Below are 18,005 nucleotides of genomic sequence, written 5' to 3'. Positions count from 1 at the left end.
ATCATGTCATTGAATCGTCGTGAGAAGCCGCTCTACGAAGTGAAGGCGAACCTCTTCAAAGGGCTCGCTCATCCCTTCCGCATCCGCATCCTCGAGCTGCTCAGCGCCGCCCCGGAGTGCAGCGTGGCCGAGCTCCAGGAGCAGACGGGCCTCGAGGCATCCCACCTCTCGCAGCACCTCGCGGTGCTGCGGCGCCACCGCCTCGTCGTCTCGGAACGCCGCGCAAGCCACGTCTACTACCGCCTGACGGAGCCCTCGGTCGCGCGGCTCCTCACCGCTGCGCGCGAACTGCTCCTCGACGTACTCGCCGCCGACGGCGACCTCCTGCGCGACGCGCAGGCGCTGCCCGTCATCGGGAGCGCGCGGTGACGTGGGCATCCGTCCGCAGCTCCGCGCGGGCGCTGCTCCCCTCGCGAGGGGACTACGCACACGCGGGGCGCACGTGGCGCGGGGACCTCCTCGCGGGGCTCACGGTCGGCATCGTCGCCCTCCCCCTCGCGCTCGGATTCGGCGTCAGCTCCGGACTCTCGGCGGAGGCAGGGCTCATCACGGCGGTCGTCGCCGGCTTCCTCGCCGCCGTCTTCGGCGGCTCGCAGGTGCAGGTGTCCGGGCCGACGGGCGCGATGGTCGTCGTGCTCGTGCCGATCGTCGCGGCGCACGGTGTGGGAGCGGTCGCCGTCGTCAGCCTCCTCGCCGGCGTCATCGTCGTCGTCGCCGGCGTCCTGCGACTCGGACGCGCGGTGTCCTTCATCCCGTGGCCCGTCATCGAAGGGTTCACGCTCGGCATCGGCGTCATCATCTTCGCGCAGCAGATCCCGGCGCTCGTCTCCCCGCACACGCCCGCCGCATCCGAGCACAGCTCCAACGCGCTCGTCGCCGCCGCGCAGTCGCTCGCCGGCCTCGACCCGGCGTACCTGCTCTGGGCACTCGGTGCGGTCGCGGTCGTCGCCGCCTGCATGCTGATCGCGCCGCGCGTGCACCGCGCCCTCCCGGGATCGCTCGTCGGCATCGTCGTCGTGACGCTTCTGTGCATCGTTCTGCCCGCGCCGCTCGCGCGCATCGGCGCGCTTCCGGCGAGCTTTCCCGCGCCCACCCTGCCGACGCTCGATGTCGCGACGCTCGGCGCGCTCGTCGCCCCGGCGCTCACGGTCGGCGCCCTCGCGGCGATCGAGTCACTCCTGTCAGCCCGCGTCGCCACGACCCTCGCCGACACCGGCCCCTTCGACCCGGACCGCGAGCTCGTCGGGCAGGGTCTCGCGTCGATCGGATCGGCACTGTTCGGCGGGATGCCGGCGACGGGCGCGATCGCGCGGACCGCCGTCAACGTCCGCTCCGGCGGACGGTCGCGCATCGCCGCCATCGTGCACGCGGTCGTGCTCCTCGCCGTCGTGCTGGTCGCCTCGGGACCGGTGGGCGCGATCCCCCTGGCCGCGCTCGCCGGCGTCCTCATGGTCACGGCGGTGCGCATGGTGCATCTCGGAACCGTGCGCGCCCTCCTGCGCTCGACACGCGCGGACGCCGTCGCCTTCGTCGCCACCGCCGTCATCACGGTGTCGTTCGACCTCATCGTCGCCGTCGCGATCGGCGTCGTCTTCGCGGGGATCGTGGCCGTCCGGGGGCTCGCCCGCGCGTCCTCCGTGCGGCGCGAGCCGCTCGCAGGCCCCGCGCAGCCCGGCGACGGGCGCATCGCGGTCCTGTGCATCGAGGGGCCGCTCTTCTTCGCCGGCGCCGATCGCGTGCGCGCGGCGGTCGACGCCGTCGACGGCGTCGACGTCGTCATCCTGCGCATGAGCCGTGTGGAGCTCGTGGATGCCACGGGCGCCCGCGCCCTCGAGGAGATCGTGCACAGCCTCGAGCGCCGCGGCGTGACCGTGCTGATCAAAGGCATCCAGCCGCAGCATGACAGCCTCTTCCGCACGGTCGGCGTGCTCGCCGCACTCCGTCACCACAACCATCTCTTCGACGATCTGCCCTCCGCGATCGCCCACGCCCGCAGCCACGTGCGGCGGGAAACCGCGACCGCGTAGGCTGGACAGGTTGCCGTCGACGCCAGCAGCGCGGCGGTACGCCTCCACACCCTCACCAACGGGAGTACCTCAGTGCCTGGACAGAATCTCACCCGCACCGAAGCGCAGGAGCGCCGCGCGCTCGTCGACACGCACAGCTACGACGTCGCGCTCGATCTGACGAAGGGTGCCGAGGTCTTCGGCTCCCGCGCCGTCGTGCGGTTCAGCGCGACCCCCGGCGCGACGACCTTCATCGACCTCATCGCGCAGGGCGTCCGCGAGATCACGCTCAACGGCGTCACGGTGGACCCGGCGACCGCCTTCGCCGACTCGCGCATCCGCCTCGAGGACCTCGCCGCCGAGAACGAGCTCATCGTCGACGCGGATTGCCTCTACACGAACACCGGTGAAGGCCTGCACCGCTTCGTCGACCCCGTCGACGGCGAGGTCTATCTGTACTCGCAGTTCGAGGTGCCCGACTCGCGACGCGTGTTCGCCGTCTTCGAGCAGCCCGACCTCAAGGCCACGTTCCAGTTCACGGTGACCGCTCCGGCGGCCTGGAAGGTCGTCTCGAACTCTCCCACTCCCGAGCCCGTTCCGGGCGACGACGGCGCGGCGACGTGGTCGTTCGCGCCGACCCCGCGCATCTCGTCGTACATCACGGCGATCGTCGCCGGCCCGTACGAGGCCACGTTCTCCGAGCTGACGAGTGCCTCGGGACGCGTCATCCCGCTCGGCGTGTACGGTCGCAAGAGCCTGTGGCAGCACCTCGACGCCGACTACATCTTCGAGAAGACCCGCGAGGGGTTCGCATACTACGAGGAGAAGTTCGGCTACCCGTACCCCTTCGAGAAGTACGACCAGCTGTTCGTCCCCGAGTTCAACGCGGGCGCGATGGAGAACGCCGGCGCGGTGACCTTCACCGAGACCTACGTCTTCCGCTCCAAGGTGACGGATGCCGTCAAGGAGCGCCGCGTCGTCACGATCCTGCACGAGCTCGCGCACATGTGGTTCGGCGACCTCGTCACGATGAAGTGGTGGAACGACCTCTGGCTCAACGAGTCGTTCGCCGAGTGGGCGTCGACGATCGCGACCGCCGAGGCCACCGAGTGGACAGAGGCCTGGACGACCTTCAACGCGATGGAGAAGACCTGGGCGTATCGGCAGGATCAGCTCCCGTCGACGCACCCCGTCGTCGCCGAGATCAATGATCTGCACGACGTCGAGGTCAACTTCGACGGCATCACGTACGCGAAGGGCGGCTCGGTCCTCAAGCAGCTCACGAGCTGGGTCGGCATCGACGAGTTCTTCGCGGGCGTCGGCGCCTACTTCCAGAAGCACGCGTTCGGGAACACCGAGCTGCGCGACCTCCTCACCGAACTCGAGGCGACGAGCGGCCGCGACCTGTCCACATGGTCACGCAAGTGGCTCGAGACCGCGGGCGTCAACACGCTCGCGCCGGAGCTGAAGACGGATGCCGCCGGCACCATCACGCGCTTCGCGATCGTGCAGACAGCACCCGCCGACTACCCGACGATCCGCCCGCACCGGCTCGGCGTCGGGTTCTACGACCTCCAGGGCGACGCGCTCGTGCGGACGCACCACGTCGAGCTCGACGTCGACGGGGACCTCACCGAGGTTCCCGAGCTGGTCGGTCACGCCCAGCCCGACCTCGTCCTCCTCAATGACGACGACCTCGCCTACGCGAAGATCCGCCTCGACGAGCGCTCGCTGAAGACCGCGATCGCCCACCTGGGGAAGATCGCCGACCCGCTCGCCCGCTCGCTCGTCTGGGGCGCCGCGTGGGACCAGACGCGCGACGCCGACGCGTCGGCATCCGACTACGTCGACCTCGTGCTTGCGAACATCGGCGCCGAGACCGAGTCGACGACCGTCCGCACGACCCTCGGTCAGCTGCAGCTCGCCGCGAACTCCTACGTTGCGCCCGAGCGGCGCCAGGCGACGCGCGAGAAGGTGGCGGACGGCCTCTGGGCGCTCGCGCAGGCCGCCGAGGCCGGCAGCGACAGCCAGTTGCAGTTCGTCACGGGCTTCGCGAGCGCGGCCGCCACCCCCGCCCAGTGGGCGCAGGTGCGGGCGCTCCGGGACGGCGACGCGACGCTCGCAGGGCTCGAGATCGACGCCGACCTCTCGTGGGCGCTCCTCGTCTCCCTCGCCGCCGGTGGCGAGGTCTCGGCGGCCGACATCGACGCGGCGCTCGCCGTCGACAACACCGCGAAGGGCGGGGAGTTCGCCGCGCAGGCGAAGGCCGCGCTCCCGACGGTCGAGGCGAAGCGCGCCGCGTGGGCGTCGCTGATCGACTCGGCGGACCTCCCCAACACGGTCGTGCGCTCGTCCACGCTCGGCTTCGTGAACCCGAACGGGCTCGAGGCGCTGGCATCCTTCGTCGACCCGTACTTCGACATGCTGCTGCCCGTGTGGGAGAGCCGGACCTACCACATCGCCGAGTACCTCATCATCGGCCTCTACCCGGCTTCGCTCGCGAACACCGCGCTCCGCGACGCCACGCGTCGCTGGCTCGACGCGCACCAGGATGCCGCTCCGGCGCTCCGCCGCCTCGTGCGGGAGAACCTCGCGGGCGTCGAGCGCGCGCTCGCGGTGCAGGAGCGCGACGCGGCCTGAACCGTGCGATGACGCCGCTCTGCCGACGCCTCCTCATGCCCAGCGGGCGCTGAGGAGGCGTCGGTAGTATCGGAGCGATGCGCACCCCCCTCCAGACCACCCCGGACCCCGCGACGGGCTTCTCCTGGGATCAGGTCGGCCCGGATCTCCTGAACTTCCTCGCGGACGCGGGAACGAAGCTCCTCACGATCGCCGCGATCATCGTCGGCGGCCTGATCATCGCCTGGCTGATGCGCCGGCTCATCACGCGCGTCGTCAACCGGATCGTCCGGGGCGCGAAGGACAAGGCCGCCACCGACGACACCCGAGCCGTCGACAACTCGCCCCTCGCGCAGGTGCGGATCATCCAGCGCACCCGCACTCTCGGGTCGATCCTCAGCAACATCGTCAACACGACGATCGTCATCATCGCCCTGATCCTCGTGGTCTTCACGATCAACGCGAACGTGCTGGGCTCGTTCACCCTGCTGACGGCGGCGCTCGGCGCCGGCCTCGGTTTCGGGGCGCAGAACATCGTCAAAGACGTCCTCAACGGCATCTTCATCGTCGCGGAGGATCAGGTCGGCATCGGCGACGTCGTGGACCTCGGCCTCGCGACGGGCGTCGTCGAGTACGTCAGCGTCCGCGTCACGCACGTGCGCGACGTCAACGGCACGCTCTGGTACGTGCGCAACGGCGAAGTGACCCGCATCGGGAACATGTCGCAGGGCTGGTCGCGCGTGATCATCGACCTCGCCGTGCCCGTGGACGCCGAGATCGGCGACGTCGAGAAGGCGATGATGGATGCCGCGAAGGGCCTCGCGAAGGACCCGAAGTGGCGCACCCGCCTGATCGATCAGCCCGAGATCTGGGGGCTCGAGTCGATCAGCGGCGACGCCCTCGTCATCCGCCTCGTCCAGAAGACGCGCACGAATGCGAAGGACGACGTCGCCCGCGAGCTGCGCATGCGCCTCAAGCACGCGATCGACGAGCTCGGCGTCACCCTCCCCCAGCTCAACTCGATCGTCCTGTCGGGCACCGACGGGGCGCAACGCGTGCGCGGCGCGAATCCGCCGCGCACGAAGCCCACGCCCGTCACCACGGCATCCGACGCGAAGCCCGTGTGGAAGCCGCGTCGCACCCCGAAGAAGAAGGCGACGCCCGACCCTTCGACGCCCGTCACCGCGGCGCCCGACCCTTCGACGCCCCGCTCCGCGGCGCCCGATACGGAGGAGAAGCCGTGAGCGACTCATCGCCCGTATCGTTCTATGACGAGATCGGCGGCCACGAGACCTTCGTGCGCCTCGTCGACGCGTTCTACCGCGGCGTGGCGGCCGACCCCGTCCTGAAGCCGATGTACCCCGAGGAGGACCTCGGCCCTGCCGCCGAGCGCCTCACGCTGTTCCTCGAGCAGTACTGGGGCGGACCGACGACCTACAGCGCGCAGCGCGGCCATCCGAGGCTGCGGATGCGGCATCTGCCGTTCCACGTCAACCCCGACGCACGCGATCGATGGCTTCTGCACATGCGCGCCGCTGTCGACGAGCTCGGCCTGTCGCCCCTGCACGAAGCGACCCTGTGGGACTATCTTCAGCGGGCGGCCCACGCGATGGTCAATACGTTCGAACCCACGCCGGGCGCCTGAGGCCCGATCCGTCGACGAAGGAGTCGCCCATGCCCTCTCAGCATCACCACGCCGACGTCCTCGTGATCGGGTGGGGGCTCGCGGGGCTCGTCGCGGCGTCCGAAGCGGCTGCCGCCGGCAAGACCGTCGTGATCGTCGACCAGGAGTCGCGGGCCAACCTCGGCGGGCAGGCGTTCTGGTCCTTCGGCGGGCTCTTCTTCGTCGATTCTCCCGAGCAGCGTCGCATGGGCATCCGTGACTCGCTCGACCTCGCACGTCAGGACTGGTTCGCGACCGCAGGCTTCGACCGCGAGGAGGACCACTGGCCGCGCCGGTGGGCGGAGGCCTATCTCGCGTTCGCCGCCGGCGAGAAGCGCGCATGGCTGCGCGAGAAGGGCGTCGGCTTCTTCCCCGTGGTCGGCTGGGCCGAACGCGGCGGATACACGGCGACGGGACCCGGCAACTCCGTGCCGCGATTCCACATCACGTGGGGCACCGGCCCCGGCATCACGGCCCCTTTCGAGCAGGCGGTCCTGCGCGGTGAGGAGTCCGGCCGCATCACGATCCTCCCCCGTCATCGCGTGACGGAGCTCACGACCGACGCGGGCGCGGTGACGGGCGCCGGCGGCGACGTGCTCGAAGCGGACGACGCGGCACGGGGCGTCGCGACCTCGCGAGAGGTGGTCGGTTCGTTCATCGTCTCCGCGGGCGCCACGATCGTCGCCTCCGGCGGGATCGGCGGCAATCACGATCTCGTACGGGCGCAGTGGCCGGAGCGCCTCGGCACCGCCCCGTCGACGATGATCACCGGCGTCCCCGCCTACGTCGACGGCTCCATGCAGCCGGTGTCGGCAGCGGCGGGCGCCCGCCTCATCAACGGCGACCGCATGTGGCACTACGTCGAAGGCATCCAGAACTGGGATCCGATCTGGCCGCAGCACGGCATCCGGATCCTGCCCGGGCCGTCGTCGATCTGGCTGGATGCCACCGGCGCGCGCCTCCCCGTGCCGCTCTTCCCCGGCTTCGACACGCTCGGGACACTCGCGCACCTGCGCGCGACGGGGCACGATCACTCCTGGTTCGTCCTCTCGCAGAAGATCATCGAGAAGGAGTTCACGCTCTCGGGCAGCGAGCAGAACCCCGACCTCACCGAGAAGGATCTCCCGCTGCTCGTCCGCTCCCGCCTCGGCAAGGGTGCAGCGGGCCCCGTGCAGGCGTTCCTCGACCACGGCGCCGATTTCGTGGTGCGGCGCACTCTCGGCGAGCTGATCGCGGCGATGCAGGCGCTCCCCGGCGGCGATGCGCTCGATCCCGACCTCGTCCGCCGCGAGGTCGAGGCGCGTGATCGCGAGATGGACAACGACTTCACGAAGGACGCCCAGATCGCGATGCTGCGCTCAGCGCGCGCCTATCGCGGCGACAAGCTCATCCGCACCGCCGCGCCGCACAAGATCCTCGACCCCGCCGCGGGCCCCCTCATCGCCGTCAAACTGCACGTGCTGACGCGGAAGTCGCTCGGCGGGATCGAGACGGACCTCAGCGGCCGCGCGCTCGGCGCGAGCGGCGAGCCGATCCCGGGACTCTACGCGGCAGGGGAAGCCTCCGGCTTCGGCGGCGGCGGCGTGCACGGCTACCGCGCCCTGGAGGGCACGTTCGTCGGCGGATGCCTCTTCTCGGGACGAGTGGCGGGGCGCGCCGCGGCGACGGCGCTCTGACGTAGGCGGGCGGTCACCGGGCTCACGCCACACGAGACGTCACCCCGCGCGGGGCGTCACGCCACGCCGGTCGCCCGCACCGCGGTGAGCCCGCTCCGGACGGTATCGCGGACGAGCACGTGGCCGCGCGACAGGCTGACGCGCACCCACGGGCCGTTCCGGCGGATCACCGCCGTCTCCTGGCCCGCGATGAAGCCGAGCGCGAACGCGGCGAATGCGACACCGAGCGGCAGCCCGGAGAGGTCTTCGTCGGCAGCCCCCCACACCGATGCGCGGACGGCGTGGACGGCGTCGTCCCCGGCATCCGTCGGCACGGCCTCCGTCACCGCGGCGATGCCCCACTGGGCCCGCGCCGCGAGCGTCGCGGCGGCGGTCTCACCCGAGATCTCCCACCCGGACCTCGGCGGCGAGATTCCCGCCCAGGGTGCCGTCACCGCGGAGTCGGGGAGGGCGAGCTCCGTCTCCTCCGCACCGCGGAGCGTCGACGCGTCGACGACGAGGTCGCAGACGAGCTCGGCATCGACGGGCACGACGCGCATGCCCAGCACCGTAGGCGTCGATTCGAGCAGCGTGCGCGGTGCGAGCGGCGCCGACGTCATCACGAGCAGACCGTCCTGCGCCTTGAGCCGCACGGCGCCGTCGCCGAGTCGCGCGGCGCGCTGCGCGAAGACGAGGGCATCGGAGGCGGTAGCGGCGTCGGGGAAGCGGAGCGCGTGAGGCATCCGCTCTAAACTACCAAGCGGGCGGCAGGGCATTCGGACCTGATCGCGAGGACGGGAGCACAGTGGGTCAGAGCGAGCGGGCGGACTTCGACCCGGTGACGATGATGCTCGAGGTGCTCGACCTCGACTCCGGCGCCGCACGCACGACGGAGGACATCTTCACCGGCGTCTCGCACCCGATGCCCACGGGGCGCATCTTCGGCGGCCAAGTGCTCGCGCAGGCGATCATCGCCGCGGACCGCACGACGGGCGATGACCGCGTGCCGCATTCGATGCACGGGTACTTCCTGCGGCCGGGCGATGCGACGCGCGGACTGACGCTGTCGGTCGACCGCATCCACGACGGCAGGTCGTTCTCGACCCGCCGCACGCAGGCCTACCAGGAGGGCGTGCCGATCTTCTCGATGATCGCCTCGTTCGAGCACGAAGACCCGGGCCTCGACCACCAGGCAGCGCCACCGGCGGGGATCACCGCCCCGGAGGACCTCGTCGCGGCATCCTCGGTCCACCCGCTCTCCCGTCGTCTGCTCGCCGACAGCCCCATAGAGGTGGTGCATGCGGAAGGCGGCATCTACGACGGCGCCGACGGAGAGCCCGTCGCCGCGCAGAACGTGTGGATGCGGACGCGTCGTCCGATCGGAGACGATCCGGCCCTGCACCGCGCCGTTCTCGCCTACATGAGCGACCTGACGATCCAGGAGTCCGTGCTCCGCGCGCACGGCGTTGCCTGGTCCCACCCCGGACTCAAGGTCGCAAGCCTCGACCACGCCATGTGGTGGCACCGCGCCGCGCGCGTCGACGACTGGCTGCTGTACGCGCAGGAGTCCCCGAGCGCGCGCGGTGGCCGCGGCCTCGCGACCGGGCGGATCTTCACACGCGAGGGAGCGCTCGTCGCGAGCGTCGCGCAGGAGATCATGGTGCGCGTTCCCACGGCGGGCTGAGGCTCGCCGCGATCGCCTGCGCGCAACGGTCACGTGACGCCCGATCAGCGGCGGACGAACACCACCGGCTCACCGAGGTACGGCGTCCATGCCTCGCGCATGCGATCGCTCAGACGCACCGGACGGAAGGTCTGGGCGTTCACGAGCACCACGGCCGAGGATGCCCGGGCGTAGAGCGTCTGCGCCCCGTCGCTGAGGGGGCTGTAGACCTCGTAGCAGACCTCCACGCTCGACCCGCCGAGCTTGCCGAACCACATCTGGACGTCGAGGGGCTCACGCCGGTAGGGCACCGGGGCGAGGTACTCGATCTCCTGACGCGCGATGAGCGTGAGCTCGCCGGCATCGAGTCCGGCGTCGATCACGGCGGTGTCCGGCGCCTCTTCACCGGCGATGGGACTCCAGAAGACGCGCACGCGCGCCTCCTCCAACAGCTTCAACATCGTCGCATTGTTGACGTGGTTGAAGGCGTCCAGATCGCCCCATCGGAGATGGATGGGGACGTGGATGCGGCGTCCGTCAGTCACGGGTCAGCTTGCGGTGCGTCGAACGGTGCGGGTTCGCGGCATCCGGCCCGAGGCGTTCGATCTTGTTGGCCTCGTACGCCTCGAAGTTACCCTCGAACCAGTACCACTTGTCCGGCTGCTCGTCCGTGCCTTCGTAGGCGAGGATGTGCGTCGCGATGCGGTCGAGGAACCACCGGTCGTGCGTGATCACGACGGCGCACCCGGGGAACTCCAGGAGGGCGTTCTCGAGCGAGGAGAGCGTTTCGACGTCGAGGTCGTTCGTCGGCTCGTCGAGGAGGAGGAGGTTTCCGCCCTCCTTGAGGGTCAGCGCGAGGTTCAGGCGATTGCGTTCACCTCCGGAGAGGACGCCCGCCTTCTTCTGCTGGTCGGGGCCCTTGAAGCCGAACTTGGAGACGTAGGCGCGCGAGGGGATCTCGGTCTTTCCGACCGTGATGATGTCGAGACCGTCGGAGACGACCTCCCAGAGCGTCTTCTGCGGGTCGATGTTGGCGCGGCTCTGATCGACGTAGCTGATCTTGACGGTCTCGCCGATCTTGAGGTCGCCGCCGTCGAGCGGCTCGAGGCCGACGATCGTCTTGAACAGCGTCGTCTTGCCGACACCGTTCGGGCCGATGACGCCGACGATGCCGTTGGGCGGGAGGCTGAAGCTCAGTCCATCGATCAGCGTGCGGTCGCCGAAGCCCTTGTGCAGCTTCTTGGCCTCGATCACGACGCTGCCCAGGCGCGGGCCCGCCGGGATCTGGATCTCCTCGAAGTCGAGCTTGCGCGTGCGCTCGGCCTCGGCGGCCATCTCCTCGTAGCGCTGCAGTCGCGCCTTCGACTTCGTCTGACGGCCCTTGGCCGAGGACCGCACCCAGTCCAGCTCGTCCTTCAGACGCTTGGCGAGCTTCGCGTCCTTCTTGCCCTGGATGTCGAGGCGCTCCGCCTTCTTCTCGAGGTAGGTCGAGTAGTTGCCCTCATAGCCGATCAGCCGGCCGCGGTCGACCTCGGCGATCCACTCCGCCACGTTGTCGAGGAAGTACCGGTCGTGGGTGATCGCGATCACCGCGCCCTTGTACGACTGCAGGTGCTGCTCGAGCCACAGGACGCTCTCCGCGTCGAGGTGGTTGGTGGGCTCGTCGAGGAGGAGGAGGTCAGGCTTCTGCAGCAGGAGCTTCGCCAGCGCGACGCGGCGCCGCTCGCCACCGGAGAGCTTCGTGACGGGTTCGTCGCCGGGCGGGGTACGCAGGGCATCCATGGCCTGCTCGAGCTGCGAATCGAGGTCCCAACCGTCCGCCGCATCGATCTCCTCCTGCAGCGTGCCCATCTCGGCCAGCAGTGCGTCGAAGTCCGCGTCGGGATCCGCCATGAGCGCCGAGATCTCGTTGAAGCGGTCGAGCTTCGCCTTGATGGCGACGCCCTCCTGGACGTTCTCGAGCACCGTCTTGGATTCGTCGAGCTCGGGCTCCTGCATGAGGATGCCGACGGTGAAGCCGGGCGTGAGCTTGGCCTCGCCATTGGACGGAGTGTCGAGGCCCGCCATGATCTTCAAGATCGTGGACTTTCCGGCCCCGTTCGGGCCGACCATGCCGATCTTCGCCCCCGGCAGGAACGACATCGTCACGTCGTCGAGGATCAGCTTCTCGCCCACCGCTTTGCGGGCACGGACCATGGAGTAGATGTATTCGGCCATAACGGGCCAAGTCTACGCGGCGGTGCCCCGCGTGATCACCAGTCGATGAGCCTCGTCTGGCCCACGAGGCAGGTGCCCCCGGGCAGCAGAGGGAGGACGACCGCCGTCGGGGCCGGCGTCGACGGACCCACCTGCCCCACCAGGCACTCCCCCGCCCACCGTACGGAGAACTGGATCGAGTCGGCAGGATTGCCGACCGTCGTCAGATCGTTGGTGACTTCCATCTCGCTCTTCGGGAATCCGACGGCGACGAGCGCATCGATGTAGGCGCGCCCTTGGAACCGCGCGTCCGTCGCGGCGATCTGATTCACCACCGCCGCGAAGATCGGCAGGTTCTGTGCCGCGCTGCCCTCGGGGACGAACACCGGTCCTGTGGGCGTGGGCGACGGGGTCGGGGTTGCCGACGGGCTCGACGCGGACGGCGTCGGCTCCGGGGTCGGCGTGCAGCCTGCGAGGAGCAGCGCGGCCGCGACGAGTGCGGAGGGGACGACGAGCCGGAGCGGGGCGGAAGCGGATCGGCGCACGCATCGAGTCTAGACGGCGCGGCGACGTGCCCTCGGCGTCGCCGGACGTCGCGTGATGGTCGCGCGGGCGTCAGAAGGGCGTCTGCTCCGCATCGGCAGGCGCACCCCAGCCGGCGGCGCCGACCAGCTCGCCGCCCGAGGCTTCCGAGCTCGCGCCCGCACTCCCCTCGTCCTGCTGCGCGTGCACGGTCGTCGTCCCGCGTTCCGCGGACGGCGAGTCCGACGCCTCCCGACCGAGAACTGCGTCCGCGGCGCCCGGAGCGGCCCACGAGGGCTCCGGCTCCGGCTCCGGCTCCGGCGCGGGTGCCTCACCCTGCCCGGCGAGTCGCGTCGTCTTGGTGAAAGTGGCGACGCCGAACATCAGATCGGGGCCGAGGCTCGACGCCTCGAGGTCCATGCTCGTGCCCGTGCGCCCGTTGGACTCCCACGGGCGAACTTTCAGCTTGCCGACCACGATGACGCGCTGCCCGCGTTCGAGCGACCGATAGGCATGCTCGGCGAGTTTCCGGAACACGGCGACGTTGTAGTAGTTCGTGTGCACGTCGGTCCACACGCCGCCGTCGAGTCGGCGTTCCGTGCTCGCGAGTCCGAACCTCACCATGGTCACCCCGCCGGCGACCTCGATCCGCTCGGGCGCCGATGTCAGATTCCCCGTGATGGAGATGGTGTCCGTCATTGCTTCATTCCTTTCGTATCGGTGACCGCACCTCCGTCAGGGCGGCCGCTCCGGCACCCGTGTGCCCTGTTCCGGATGCCGGAGCACGCCCAGCTTCGCGGGCGAAGAAGGCGCGCGGAGCTCCGGGGACGGCATCTGTGGACAGATCGGCGAATCGCGTCCCTGTGGAGAAGTCGATGGCATCGACAGGCGGTCCAGACGCGCCCGCAGCGATGTCGCAGGTCGGAGTTATGTTCGAGGAAAGGAGGTGGGAGATGTCCTTCATCGAATCGGAGATCGCATCTGGAGCGCGCGGGGTGGTTCTGCGGCGCGTGTCCCCGCGACGCTGGCGGGTGCTCGACCGCGCGGGACGTGTCCTCGGCCATGTACGGGCCGAGGACGCGCCACGTGGAACACGGTTCCACGCCGAGCGATTCGATCTCGCGGCAGCACGCATGCGCGAACTCGGTGCGTTCTGGACGGCGCGCGAAGCCGTGGAATGCCTGCGCTACCTCCGCTGAGAACGCGCCGCGCCGGTGCCCCGGTCAGACCAGGGCTTCGAGATAGTCGCCGACGGCGACGGGGGCCGCCGAACGTACCCCCGGCCACACATCGGCGAGGACGTCCACGGCTCGACGCAAGTCGGGGATCGGCGCGGTGAACGGCATCCGAAGGTGGCGGTCGTGCCCGCCATCGACGGCGAAGCGGGAGCCCGCCGACAGATACACGCCCTCGTGCCGCGCCGCGAGCACGAGACCGGAACTGAGGGGCGCATCGAGTTCTACCCACAGGGCAACGCCGCCTGCGACAGGAGGAACGCGCCACCGCGGTAGACGCTCCCGGAGTGCTTGGACCACGGCGTCTCGCCCCTCGCGCAGCAGCAGCGCGCGCTGCGCGAGCACATCCGGCATCCTCTGCAGGACGCGGGCGGCGACCGCCTGCTCGAACTCCGGCGTGCCGAGGTCTCGCGGCGGCCGCGACGCGACGAGGACCGAGATGAGGTCGCGGTCGGCCCGCACCCAGCCGATCCGCAGGCCACCCCACACCGTCTTCCCGAGCGAACCGATGCGGACGACGGGGACGTCGGCGAAGCTGAGTCCCGGGGAAGCCCCGTCGATCGCGAGATCCGCCGTGGTCTCGTCGACGATCAGCACGCTCCCGGCGCGCGCCGCTGCCGCCGCGTGCACACGCTCCTCCGCGTCGTCCATGCTGCGACCCGTCGGATTCTGGAACCGCGGCATGAGGTAAGCAAGACGAGGCGTCGTCCGCGCGAAGACCTGCTCCGCCCGATCGAGATCCCACCCGTCAGTCGTCGAGACCGGCACGCCCACCAGTCGCGCCCCCGCACCGCGCAGGGCCTCCGCCGCGTGCGGGTAGGTCGGGGTCTCGATGAGCGCACGGTCACCGCGCCGCAGGAGCGTCTGAGCGAGCAGATGGATGGCCGACTGCGCGCCCGTGGTGACCATCACCTCGTCGGGATCCGTCGGGACGCCCGATGCCGAATAGCGCGCGGCGACGGCCTCACGCAGCGCGAGCGACCCACGCACCTCGTACCCCGCGCGGGAGACGAGCGAGGCGGCATCCGCCGCCACCTCGCTCATGATCCCCGCCAGCCCCGGCCAGGCCGCCGGGCTCGCCTGCTGCAGATCGATGGCGTCGGCGCTCACGACGACACGACCCGGCTCTCGGCCGCGCACCGCCAGCGTCATGCTCCCCGAACCCCGCACGCTCGCGATGTGCGCGCTGCCGCGCAGACTGCCGTAGGCGGCCGCGACGGTGCTGCGGCTGAGACCCAGTGCGGCGGCGAGCTCCCGCTCCGCCGGCAACGCTGTGCGCGCGGCGATACGGCCGTCCAGACACAACAGTCGGATGCCGTCGGCGAGGGCTTCGTACGCCGGTTCGCGGGTGCGCCAGCCGCCGAGCGCGGCAGCGAGGGCACGAGCGCTGATTCGGGAATCCACGCGGCCACGATAGTCCAATTGGACTGGCGTCGTCAGTCCAATCTCGCGTTATCGTTCCTGCATGGCGCTTCGCATCACTCAATTGCTCGTCGGACTCGTGCTCTACGGCGCCGGCTGCGCGATCATGGTGCGCGCCGGGATCGGTCTCGACCCGTGGACCGTGTTCGCGCAGGGTCTTTCGCGGCAGACCGGCATCGGGATCGGCTGGATCACGAACATCGTCGGCTTCCTCGTGCTGTTGCTGTGGATCCCGCTGCGTCAGCGCCCAGGTATCGGGACCGTGGCGAACATCCTCCTCGTCGGCACGAGCATGCAAGCCACCCTCGCCCTCGTCCCGCCCGCAAGCGGCTTCCTCGTCCAGCTGCTCGTCTTCGTCGGCGGAATGCTCCTCGTGGCGATCGCGTCGGGGCTCTACATCGGCGCGCGGTTCGGCCCCGGCCCGAGGGATGGCCTCATGACGGGCCTCAACGCACGCTTCGGGTGGCCGGTCTGGGCCGCGCGACTGTGCGTCGAGGCATCCGTCCTGGCAGCCGGATGGCTCCTGGGGGGCACGGTCGGCCTCGGCACGATCCTCTTCGCCGCGGGCATCGGGCCGCTCGTGCACCGCACTCTGCCGCTGTTCGACCGTCGGCGTCGCCGCGAAGCGATTGCCCGCACGCACGCCCAGGCGTCGGCGACCTGACCGCGGTCGCCGACCCGAGCCGCTGCGCGCTCAGTGCTCCTGGAAGCGCGGCCAGTCCGAACCCGGCGGCAGATGACCGTGCAGTGCGCTCTTGGCGATCTCCATCGTCGGATAGGTGCCGAGACTCGCGTCGGCGCCGGCGATGGTGGCGATATAGCCGTCTTCCTCGCGACGGATCGTGCCGACGACATTGCCTTCGGCGCCGTAGGCGACCCACAGGGTGGACGAAGTGGTGCTCACGATGACTCCTCTCGTCGCCCACGACGCTACGCCTGCGCGTGCGCGGGCGGAAGAGCCGGGATGCCACGGCGAACGGTCGTGCCCCCGGCAGGATTCGAACCTGCGACCAACGGATTAGAAGGCCGTCGCTCTTCCACTGAGCTACGGAGGCGCCCCATAAGCGTAGCGGGCGCCAACTGCCCCGTCGGGACCCCTCGTTAGGATGAGTGCCATGGTGAATGCCGCGGAGAACGACCGCCTCGTCTGGATCGACTGCGAGATGACCGGGCTCGACCTCGAGGTCGACGAGCTCGTCGAGATCGCGATCGTGATCACGGACTTCGAGCTCAACGTCCTCGACCCGGGCTTTCAGATCGTGATCAAGCCGGACGACTCCGCCCTCGAGCACATGAACGACTTCGTCACGAAGATGCATGAGGCCTCCGGACTGATCGATGAGATCCCGGACGGGGTGAGCCTGGCCGAAGCGGAGTTCGAGGCGCTCGAGTACATCCAGCGCTTCGTGCCCGAGGGCAAGGCGCCGCTCGCGGGCAACACGATCGGCACCGATCGGATGTTCCTCGCGCGCTTCATGCCGCGCGTGGATCGCTGGCTCCACTACCGCAACGTCGATGTCTCGAGCATCAAGGAGCTCTCCCGCCGGTGGTACCCCCGCGCCTACTTCAACGCCCCCGCGAAGGACGGCGGCCACCGCGCCCTGGCCGACATCCGAGAATCGATCCGCGAACTCGCCTACTACCGCGAAGCGGTCTTCGTCGCGGCGCCGGGGCCCTCGACGGACCAGGCTCGCACCGCCGCAGCTGCCGCGGTGTCAACGTACGCCCCGAGCGTGTAATACAATCGTCTGGTTGCCTGGAAACAGGCGCATGGTGGCTATAGCTCAGTTGGTAGAGCACCGCGTTGTGGTCGCGGGGGTCGCGGGTTCAAGCCCCGTTAGCCACCCCACTTCCTCCCCCGACGGGAGACCCGGATGATCGAGATGGATGCCGACGCCTTCGATGCGCTCGTCACCGAGGAGCTCGACCTGCTGCCGGACGAGATGATCGACGGCCTCGACAACGTCGTCTTCGTCGTCGAGGACCGCCCCGAAGACGGCTCACTCGATGTCCTCGGCCTCTACGACGGCCTGGCCCTCACGGAGCGAGACCGCTACGGCGTCGGCGAACTGCCCGACCGCATCATCGTCTACCGTGAGCCGCATCTGCACGCCTGTGAAGACGTGGACGAGCTGCGCGACGAGGTGCACACGACGCTCGTCCACGAGATCGCGCACTTCTACGGGATCGACGACGCACGCCTGCACGAGCTGGGGTGGGCATGATGGATGCCGTGGCATCCGCACTCCCCCTCGAAGACCTGGTGCTCGACGAGGCCGCAGCGACATCGGGCCCGTGGCAGACCGTCGTCTGGAATGACCCCGTGAACCTCATGAGCTACGTGAGTCACGTGTTCCGCACCTATTTCGGGTTCTCGCGCGAACGAGCGGAACAGTTGATGCTCGCCGTCCACCATGATGGACACGCCGTCGTGGCGGAGGGCGCGCGCGAGCAGATGGAACTCCATGTGCAGGCCATGCACGACTACGGTCTGTGGGCGACGGTGCGCGAGGGCGGCGCATGAACACCCTGGTGATGGAGCTCTCCGTGCTCGAAGGCGCGCACCTCGCCGATCTCGTGGCACAGTTCCTCGAGGTGCTGGCGGATGCCGGCGACGGCGCCGTGCAGGACGACCCCGCGATCGCGCGTCTCGTCCCCGACGCCTATCGCGAGGATCCCGATGCCGCCGCGGAGTTCCGTCGCTACACCGAGTCCGATCTGCTTCAGCGTCGTCGCGCCGACGCCGACCTCGTCGCTCACTCCCTCGCGCACGCGGGCTTCGCGGTCGATCCAGAGATGCTCACGGATGCCGAGAGCGCAGAGATGCGGTCGCTGCACCTCGACGGCGACGCGGTCTCCGCATGGATGCGCACTCTCACGGCCATCCGACTCGTGCTCGCGACACGCCTCGGGATCTCGGATGACGCCGAGGATCTCCGCCACCCTCGCTTCGGCGTCTACAACTGGCTCGGCTACCGGCTCGAGGGGCTGCTCGACGCGATCGACAGCTGACCCCTCACGCCT

20 protein-coding genes and 2 tRNA genes are annotated in these 18,005 nt (G+C 69.9%); 14 read left to right on the top strand and 8 right to left on the bottom strand.

Annotated features, from left to right (window positions below; genetic code table 11):
* Positions 1-3: 3 nt before the first annotated feature.
* The 6 genes from J0I43_RS02840 (at position 4) to J0I43_RS02815 (ending at position 7,964) form a co-directional block, all read left to right on the top strand.
* On the top strand, positions 4-369 hold the full coding sequence (locus tag J0I43_RS02840) for a helix-turn-helix transcriptional regulator (protein ID WP_292858667.1): 366 nt from the start codon (positions 4-6) through the stop codon (positions 367-369).
* Complete coding sequence (locus tag J0I43_RS02835; protein WP_292858664.1) at positions 366-2,027, top strand: SulP family inorganic anion transporter; 1,662 nt, start codon at positions 366-368, stop codon at positions 2,025-2,027. Before J0I43_RS02840 ends, J0I43_RS02835 begins: the two co-directional genes overlap by 4 nt.
* A 72-nt stretch (positions 2,028-2,099) precedes the next feature.
* Complete coding sequence (gene pepN, locus J0I43_RS02830; protein ID WP_292858661.1) at positions 2,100-4,646, top strand: aminopeptidase N; 2,547 nt, start codon at positions 2,100-2,102, stop codon at positions 4,644-4,646.
* Positions 4,647-4,723: 77 nt separating this feature from the next.
* On the top strand, positions 4,724-5,869 hold the full coding sequence (locus J0I43_RS02825; protein ID WP_292858658.1) for a mechanosensitive ion channel domain-containing protein: 1,146 nt from the start codon (positions 4,724-4,726) through the stop codon (positions 5,867-5,869).
* Positions 5,866-6,270, top strand: a complete 405-nt coding sequence (locus tag J0I43_RS02820) for a globin (protein ID WP_292858655.1) — start codon at positions 5,866-5,868, stop codon at positions 6,268-6,270. The genes J0I43_RS02825 and J0I43_RS02820 overlap by 4 nt, the downstream gene beginning before the upstream one ends.
* Before the next feature lie 29 nt (positions 6,271-6,299).
* On the top strand, positions 6,300-7,964 hold the full coding sequence (locus tag J0I43_RS02815) for an FAD-binding dehydrogenase (RefSeq protein ID WP_292858652.1): 1,665 nt from the start codon (positions 6,300-6,302) through the stop codon (positions 7,962-7,964).
* Between the two features lie 56 nt (positions 7,965-8,020).
* Here the strand turns inward: J0I43_RS02815 and J0I43_RS02810 are convergent, their stop codons facing one another.
* Complete coding sequence (locus J0I43_RS02810; protein ID WP_292858650.1) at positions 8,021-8,686, bottom strand: hypothetical protein; 666 nt, start codon at positions 8,684-8,686, stop codon at positions 8,021-8,023.
* Between the two features lie 101 nt (positions 8,687-8,787).
* Here J0I43_RS02810 and J0I43_RS02805 point away from each other — a divergent pair, with 101 nt between their 5' ends.
* On the top strand, positions 8,788-9,627 hold the full coding sequence (locus J0I43_RS02805) for an acyl-CoA thioesterase II (RefSeq protein WP_292859056.1): 840 nt from the start codon (positions 8,788-8,790) through the stop codon (positions 9,625-9,627).
* 44 nt (positions 9,628-9,671) lie between these two features.
* Here J0I43_RS02805 and J0I43_RS02800 read toward each other — a convergent pair whose 3' ends face one another.
* The 4 genes from J0I43_RS02800 to J0I43_RS02785 form a co-directional block, all read right to left on the bottom strand.
* Complete coding sequence (locus J0I43_RS02800; protein ID WP_292858647.1) at positions 9,672-10,151, bottom strand: thioesterase family protein; 480 nt, start codon at positions 10,149-10,151, stop codon at positions 9,672-9,674.
* The gene (gene ettA, locus J0I43_RS02795) at positions 10,144-11,823 is read right to left on the bottom strand and encodes an energy-dependent translational throttle protein EttA (protein ID WP_292858644.1); all 1,680 of its coding nucleotides are present in this window, start codon (positions 11,821-11,823) and stop codon (positions 10,144-10,146) included. The genes J0I43_RS02800 and ettA overlap by 8 nt, the downstream gene beginning before the upstream one ends.
* 35 nt (positions 11,824-11,858) lie before the next feature.
* Positions 11,859-12,347, bottom strand: a complete 489-nt coding sequence (locus tag J0I43_RS02790) for a hypothetical protein (RefSeq protein ID WP_292858641.1) — start codon at positions 12,345-12,347, stop codon at positions 11,859-11,861.
* A 70-nt stretch (positions 12,348-12,417) separates the two neighbouring features.
* The gene (locus J0I43_RS02785; protein ID WP_292858638.1) at positions 12,418-13,023 is read right to left on the bottom strand and encodes a single-stranded DNA-binding protein; all 606 of its coding nucleotides are present in this window, start codon (positions 13,021-13,023) and stop codon (positions 12,418-12,420) included.
* Positions 13,024-13,277: 254 nt separating this feature from the next.
* Between J0I43_RS02785 and J0I43_RS02780 the strand changes: the two genes are divergently transcribed.
* Positions 13,278-13,523 (top strand): DNA mismatch repair protein, encoded by a 246-nt coding sequence (locus tag J0I43_RS02780; protein WP_292858635.1) that lies wholly within the window; start codon positions 13,278-13,280, stop codon positions 13,521-13,523.
* A gap of 24 nt (positions 13,524-13,547) precedes the next feature.
* Here J0I43_RS02780 and J0I43_RS02775 read toward each other — a convergent pair whose 3' ends face one another.
* Positions 13,548-14,963 carry a PLP-dependent aminotransferase family protein gene (locus tag J0I43_RS02775; RefSeq protein WP_292858632.1) on the bottom strand — a complete coding sequence of 472 codons (1,416 nt, stop codon included), beginning with the start codon at positions 14,961-14,963 and terminating at the stop codon, positions 13,548-13,550.
* Positions 14,964-15,024: 61 nt separating this feature from the next.
* Between J0I43_RS02775 and J0I43_RS02770 the strand changes: the two genes are divergently transcribed.
* On the top strand, positions 15,025-15,645 hold the full coding sequence (locus J0I43_RS02770; RefSeq protein WP_292858630.1) for a hypothetical protein: 621 nt from the start codon (positions 15,025-15,027) through the stop codon (positions 15,643-15,645).
* A 30-nt stretch (positions 15,646-15,675) separates the two neighbouring features.
* Here the strand turns inward: J0I43_RS02770 and J0I43_RS02765 are convergent, their stop codons facing one another.
* Together J0I43_RS02765 and J0I43_RS02760 are read right to left on the bottom strand one after the other, a co-directional pair.
* Entirely contained in the window at positions 15,676-15,885 is a 210-nt protein-coding gene (locus tag J0I43_RS02765) for a methyltransferase (RefSeq protein ID WP_292858627.1), read from the bottom strand.
* A 79-nt stretch (positions 15,886-15,964) separates the two neighbouring features.
* Positions 15,965-16,036: transfer RNA gene (locus tag J0I43_RS02760), tRNA-Arg, on the bottom strand.
* A gap of 60 nt (positions 16,037-16,096) precedes the next feature.
* Between J0I43_RS02760 and orn the strand changes: the two genes are divergently transcribed.
* The 5 genes from orn to J0I43_RS02735 all read left to right on the top strand — a co-directional run bounded on the left by orn (position 16,097) and on the right by J0I43_RS02735 (position 17,993).
* A complete protein-coding gene (gene orn, locus J0I43_RS02755; protein ID WP_292858624.1) occupies positions 16,097-16,720 on the top strand; it encodes an oligoribonuclease in 624 nt (207 codons plus the stop codon).
* A gap of 34 nt (positions 16,721-16,754) precedes the next feature.
* Positions 16,755-16,830, top strand: a tRNA-His gene (locus J0I43_RS02750).
* A 25-nt stretch (positions 16,831-16,855) separates the two neighbouring features.
* Positions 16,856-17,206: a metallopeptidase family protein gene (locus J0I43_RS02745; protein ID WP_292858621.1), complete on the top strand. Its 351-nt coding sequence runs from the start codon at positions 16,856-16,858 to the stop codon at positions 17,204-17,206.
* Positions 17,206-17,505, top strand: a complete 300-nt coding sequence (clpS, locus tag J0I43_RS02740; RefSeq protein ID WP_292859053.1) for an ATP-dependent Clp protease adapter ClpS — start codon at positions 17,206-17,208, stop codon at positions 17,503-17,505. The genes J0I43_RS02745 and clpS overlap by 1 nt, the downstream gene beginning before the upstream one ends.
* Positions 17,502-17,993, top strand: a complete 492-nt coding sequence (locus J0I43_RS02735; protein ID WP_292858618.1) for a DUF2017 family protein — start codon at positions 17,502-17,504, stop codon at positions 17,991-17,993. Before clpS ends, J0I43_RS02735 begins: the two co-directional genes overlap by 4 nt.
* Positions 17,994-18,005 lie beyond the last annotated feature (12 nt).

Source organism: Microbacterium sp., assembly GCF_017305435.1.
In the GTDB taxonomy this organism is placed as follows: Bacteria; Actinomycetota; Actinomycetes; order Actinomycetales; family Microbacteriaceae; genus Microbacterium.
The sequence above is the reverse complement of the archived record's forward strand: the minus strand, read 5'-3'. Positions and strand labels throughout refer to the sequence as shown.

Bases quoted from the DNA above. Each gene is read 5' to 3' on its own strand.
- J0I43_RS02805 (WP_292859056.1), top strand. From the start codon at position 8,788: ATGATGCTCGAGGTGCTCGACCTCGACTCCGGCGCCGCACGCACGACG.
- J0I43_RS02815 (WP_292858652.1), top strand. From the start codon at position 6,300: ATGCCCTCTCAGCATCACCACGCCGACGTCCTCGTGATCGGGTGGGGG.
- clpS (WP_292859053.1), top strand. From the start codon at position 17,206: ATGGATGCCGTGGCATCCGCACTCCCCCTCGAAGACCTGGTGCTCGAC.
- J0I43_RS02745 (WP_292858621.1), top strand. From the start codon at position 16,856: ATGATCGAGATGGATGCCGACGCCTTCGATGCGCTCGTCACCGAGGAG.
- J0I43_RS02780 (WP_292858635.1), top strand. From the start codon at position 13,278: ATGTCCTTCATCGAATCGGAGATCGCATCTGGAGCGCGCGGGGTGGTT.
- orn (WP_292858624.1), top strand. From the start codon at position 16,097: ATGGTGAATGCCGCGGAGAACGACCGCCTCGTCTGGATCGACTGCGAG.
- J0I43_RS02810 (WP_292858650.1), bottom strand. From the start codon at position 8,686: ATGCCTCACGCGCTCCGCTTCCCCGACGCCGCTACCGCCTCCGATGCC.
- J0I43_RS02840 (WP_292858667.1), top strand. From the start codon at position 4: ATGTCATTGAATCGTCGTGAGAAGCCGCTCTACGAAGTGAAGGCGAAC.
- J0I43_RS02785 (WP_292858638.1), bottom strand. From the start codon at position 13,023: ATGACGGACACCATCTCCATCACGGGGAATCTGACATCGGCGCCCGAG.
- ettA (WP_292858644.1), bottom strand. From the start codon at position 11,823: ATGGCCGAATACATCTACTCCATGGTCCGTGCCCGCAAAGCGGTGGGC.
- J0I43_RS02825 (WP_292858658.1), top strand. From the start codon at position 4,724: ATGCGCACCCCCCTCCAGACCACCCCGGACCCCGCGACGGGCTTCTCC.
- J0I43_RS02770 (WP_292858630.1), top strand. From the start codon at position 15,025: ATGGCGCTTCGCATCACTCAATTGCTCGTCGGACTCGTGCTCTACGGC.
- J0I43_RS02735 (WP_292858618.1), top strand. From the start codon at position 17,502: ATGAACACCCTGGTGATGGAGCTCTCCGTGCTCGAAGGCGCGCACCTC.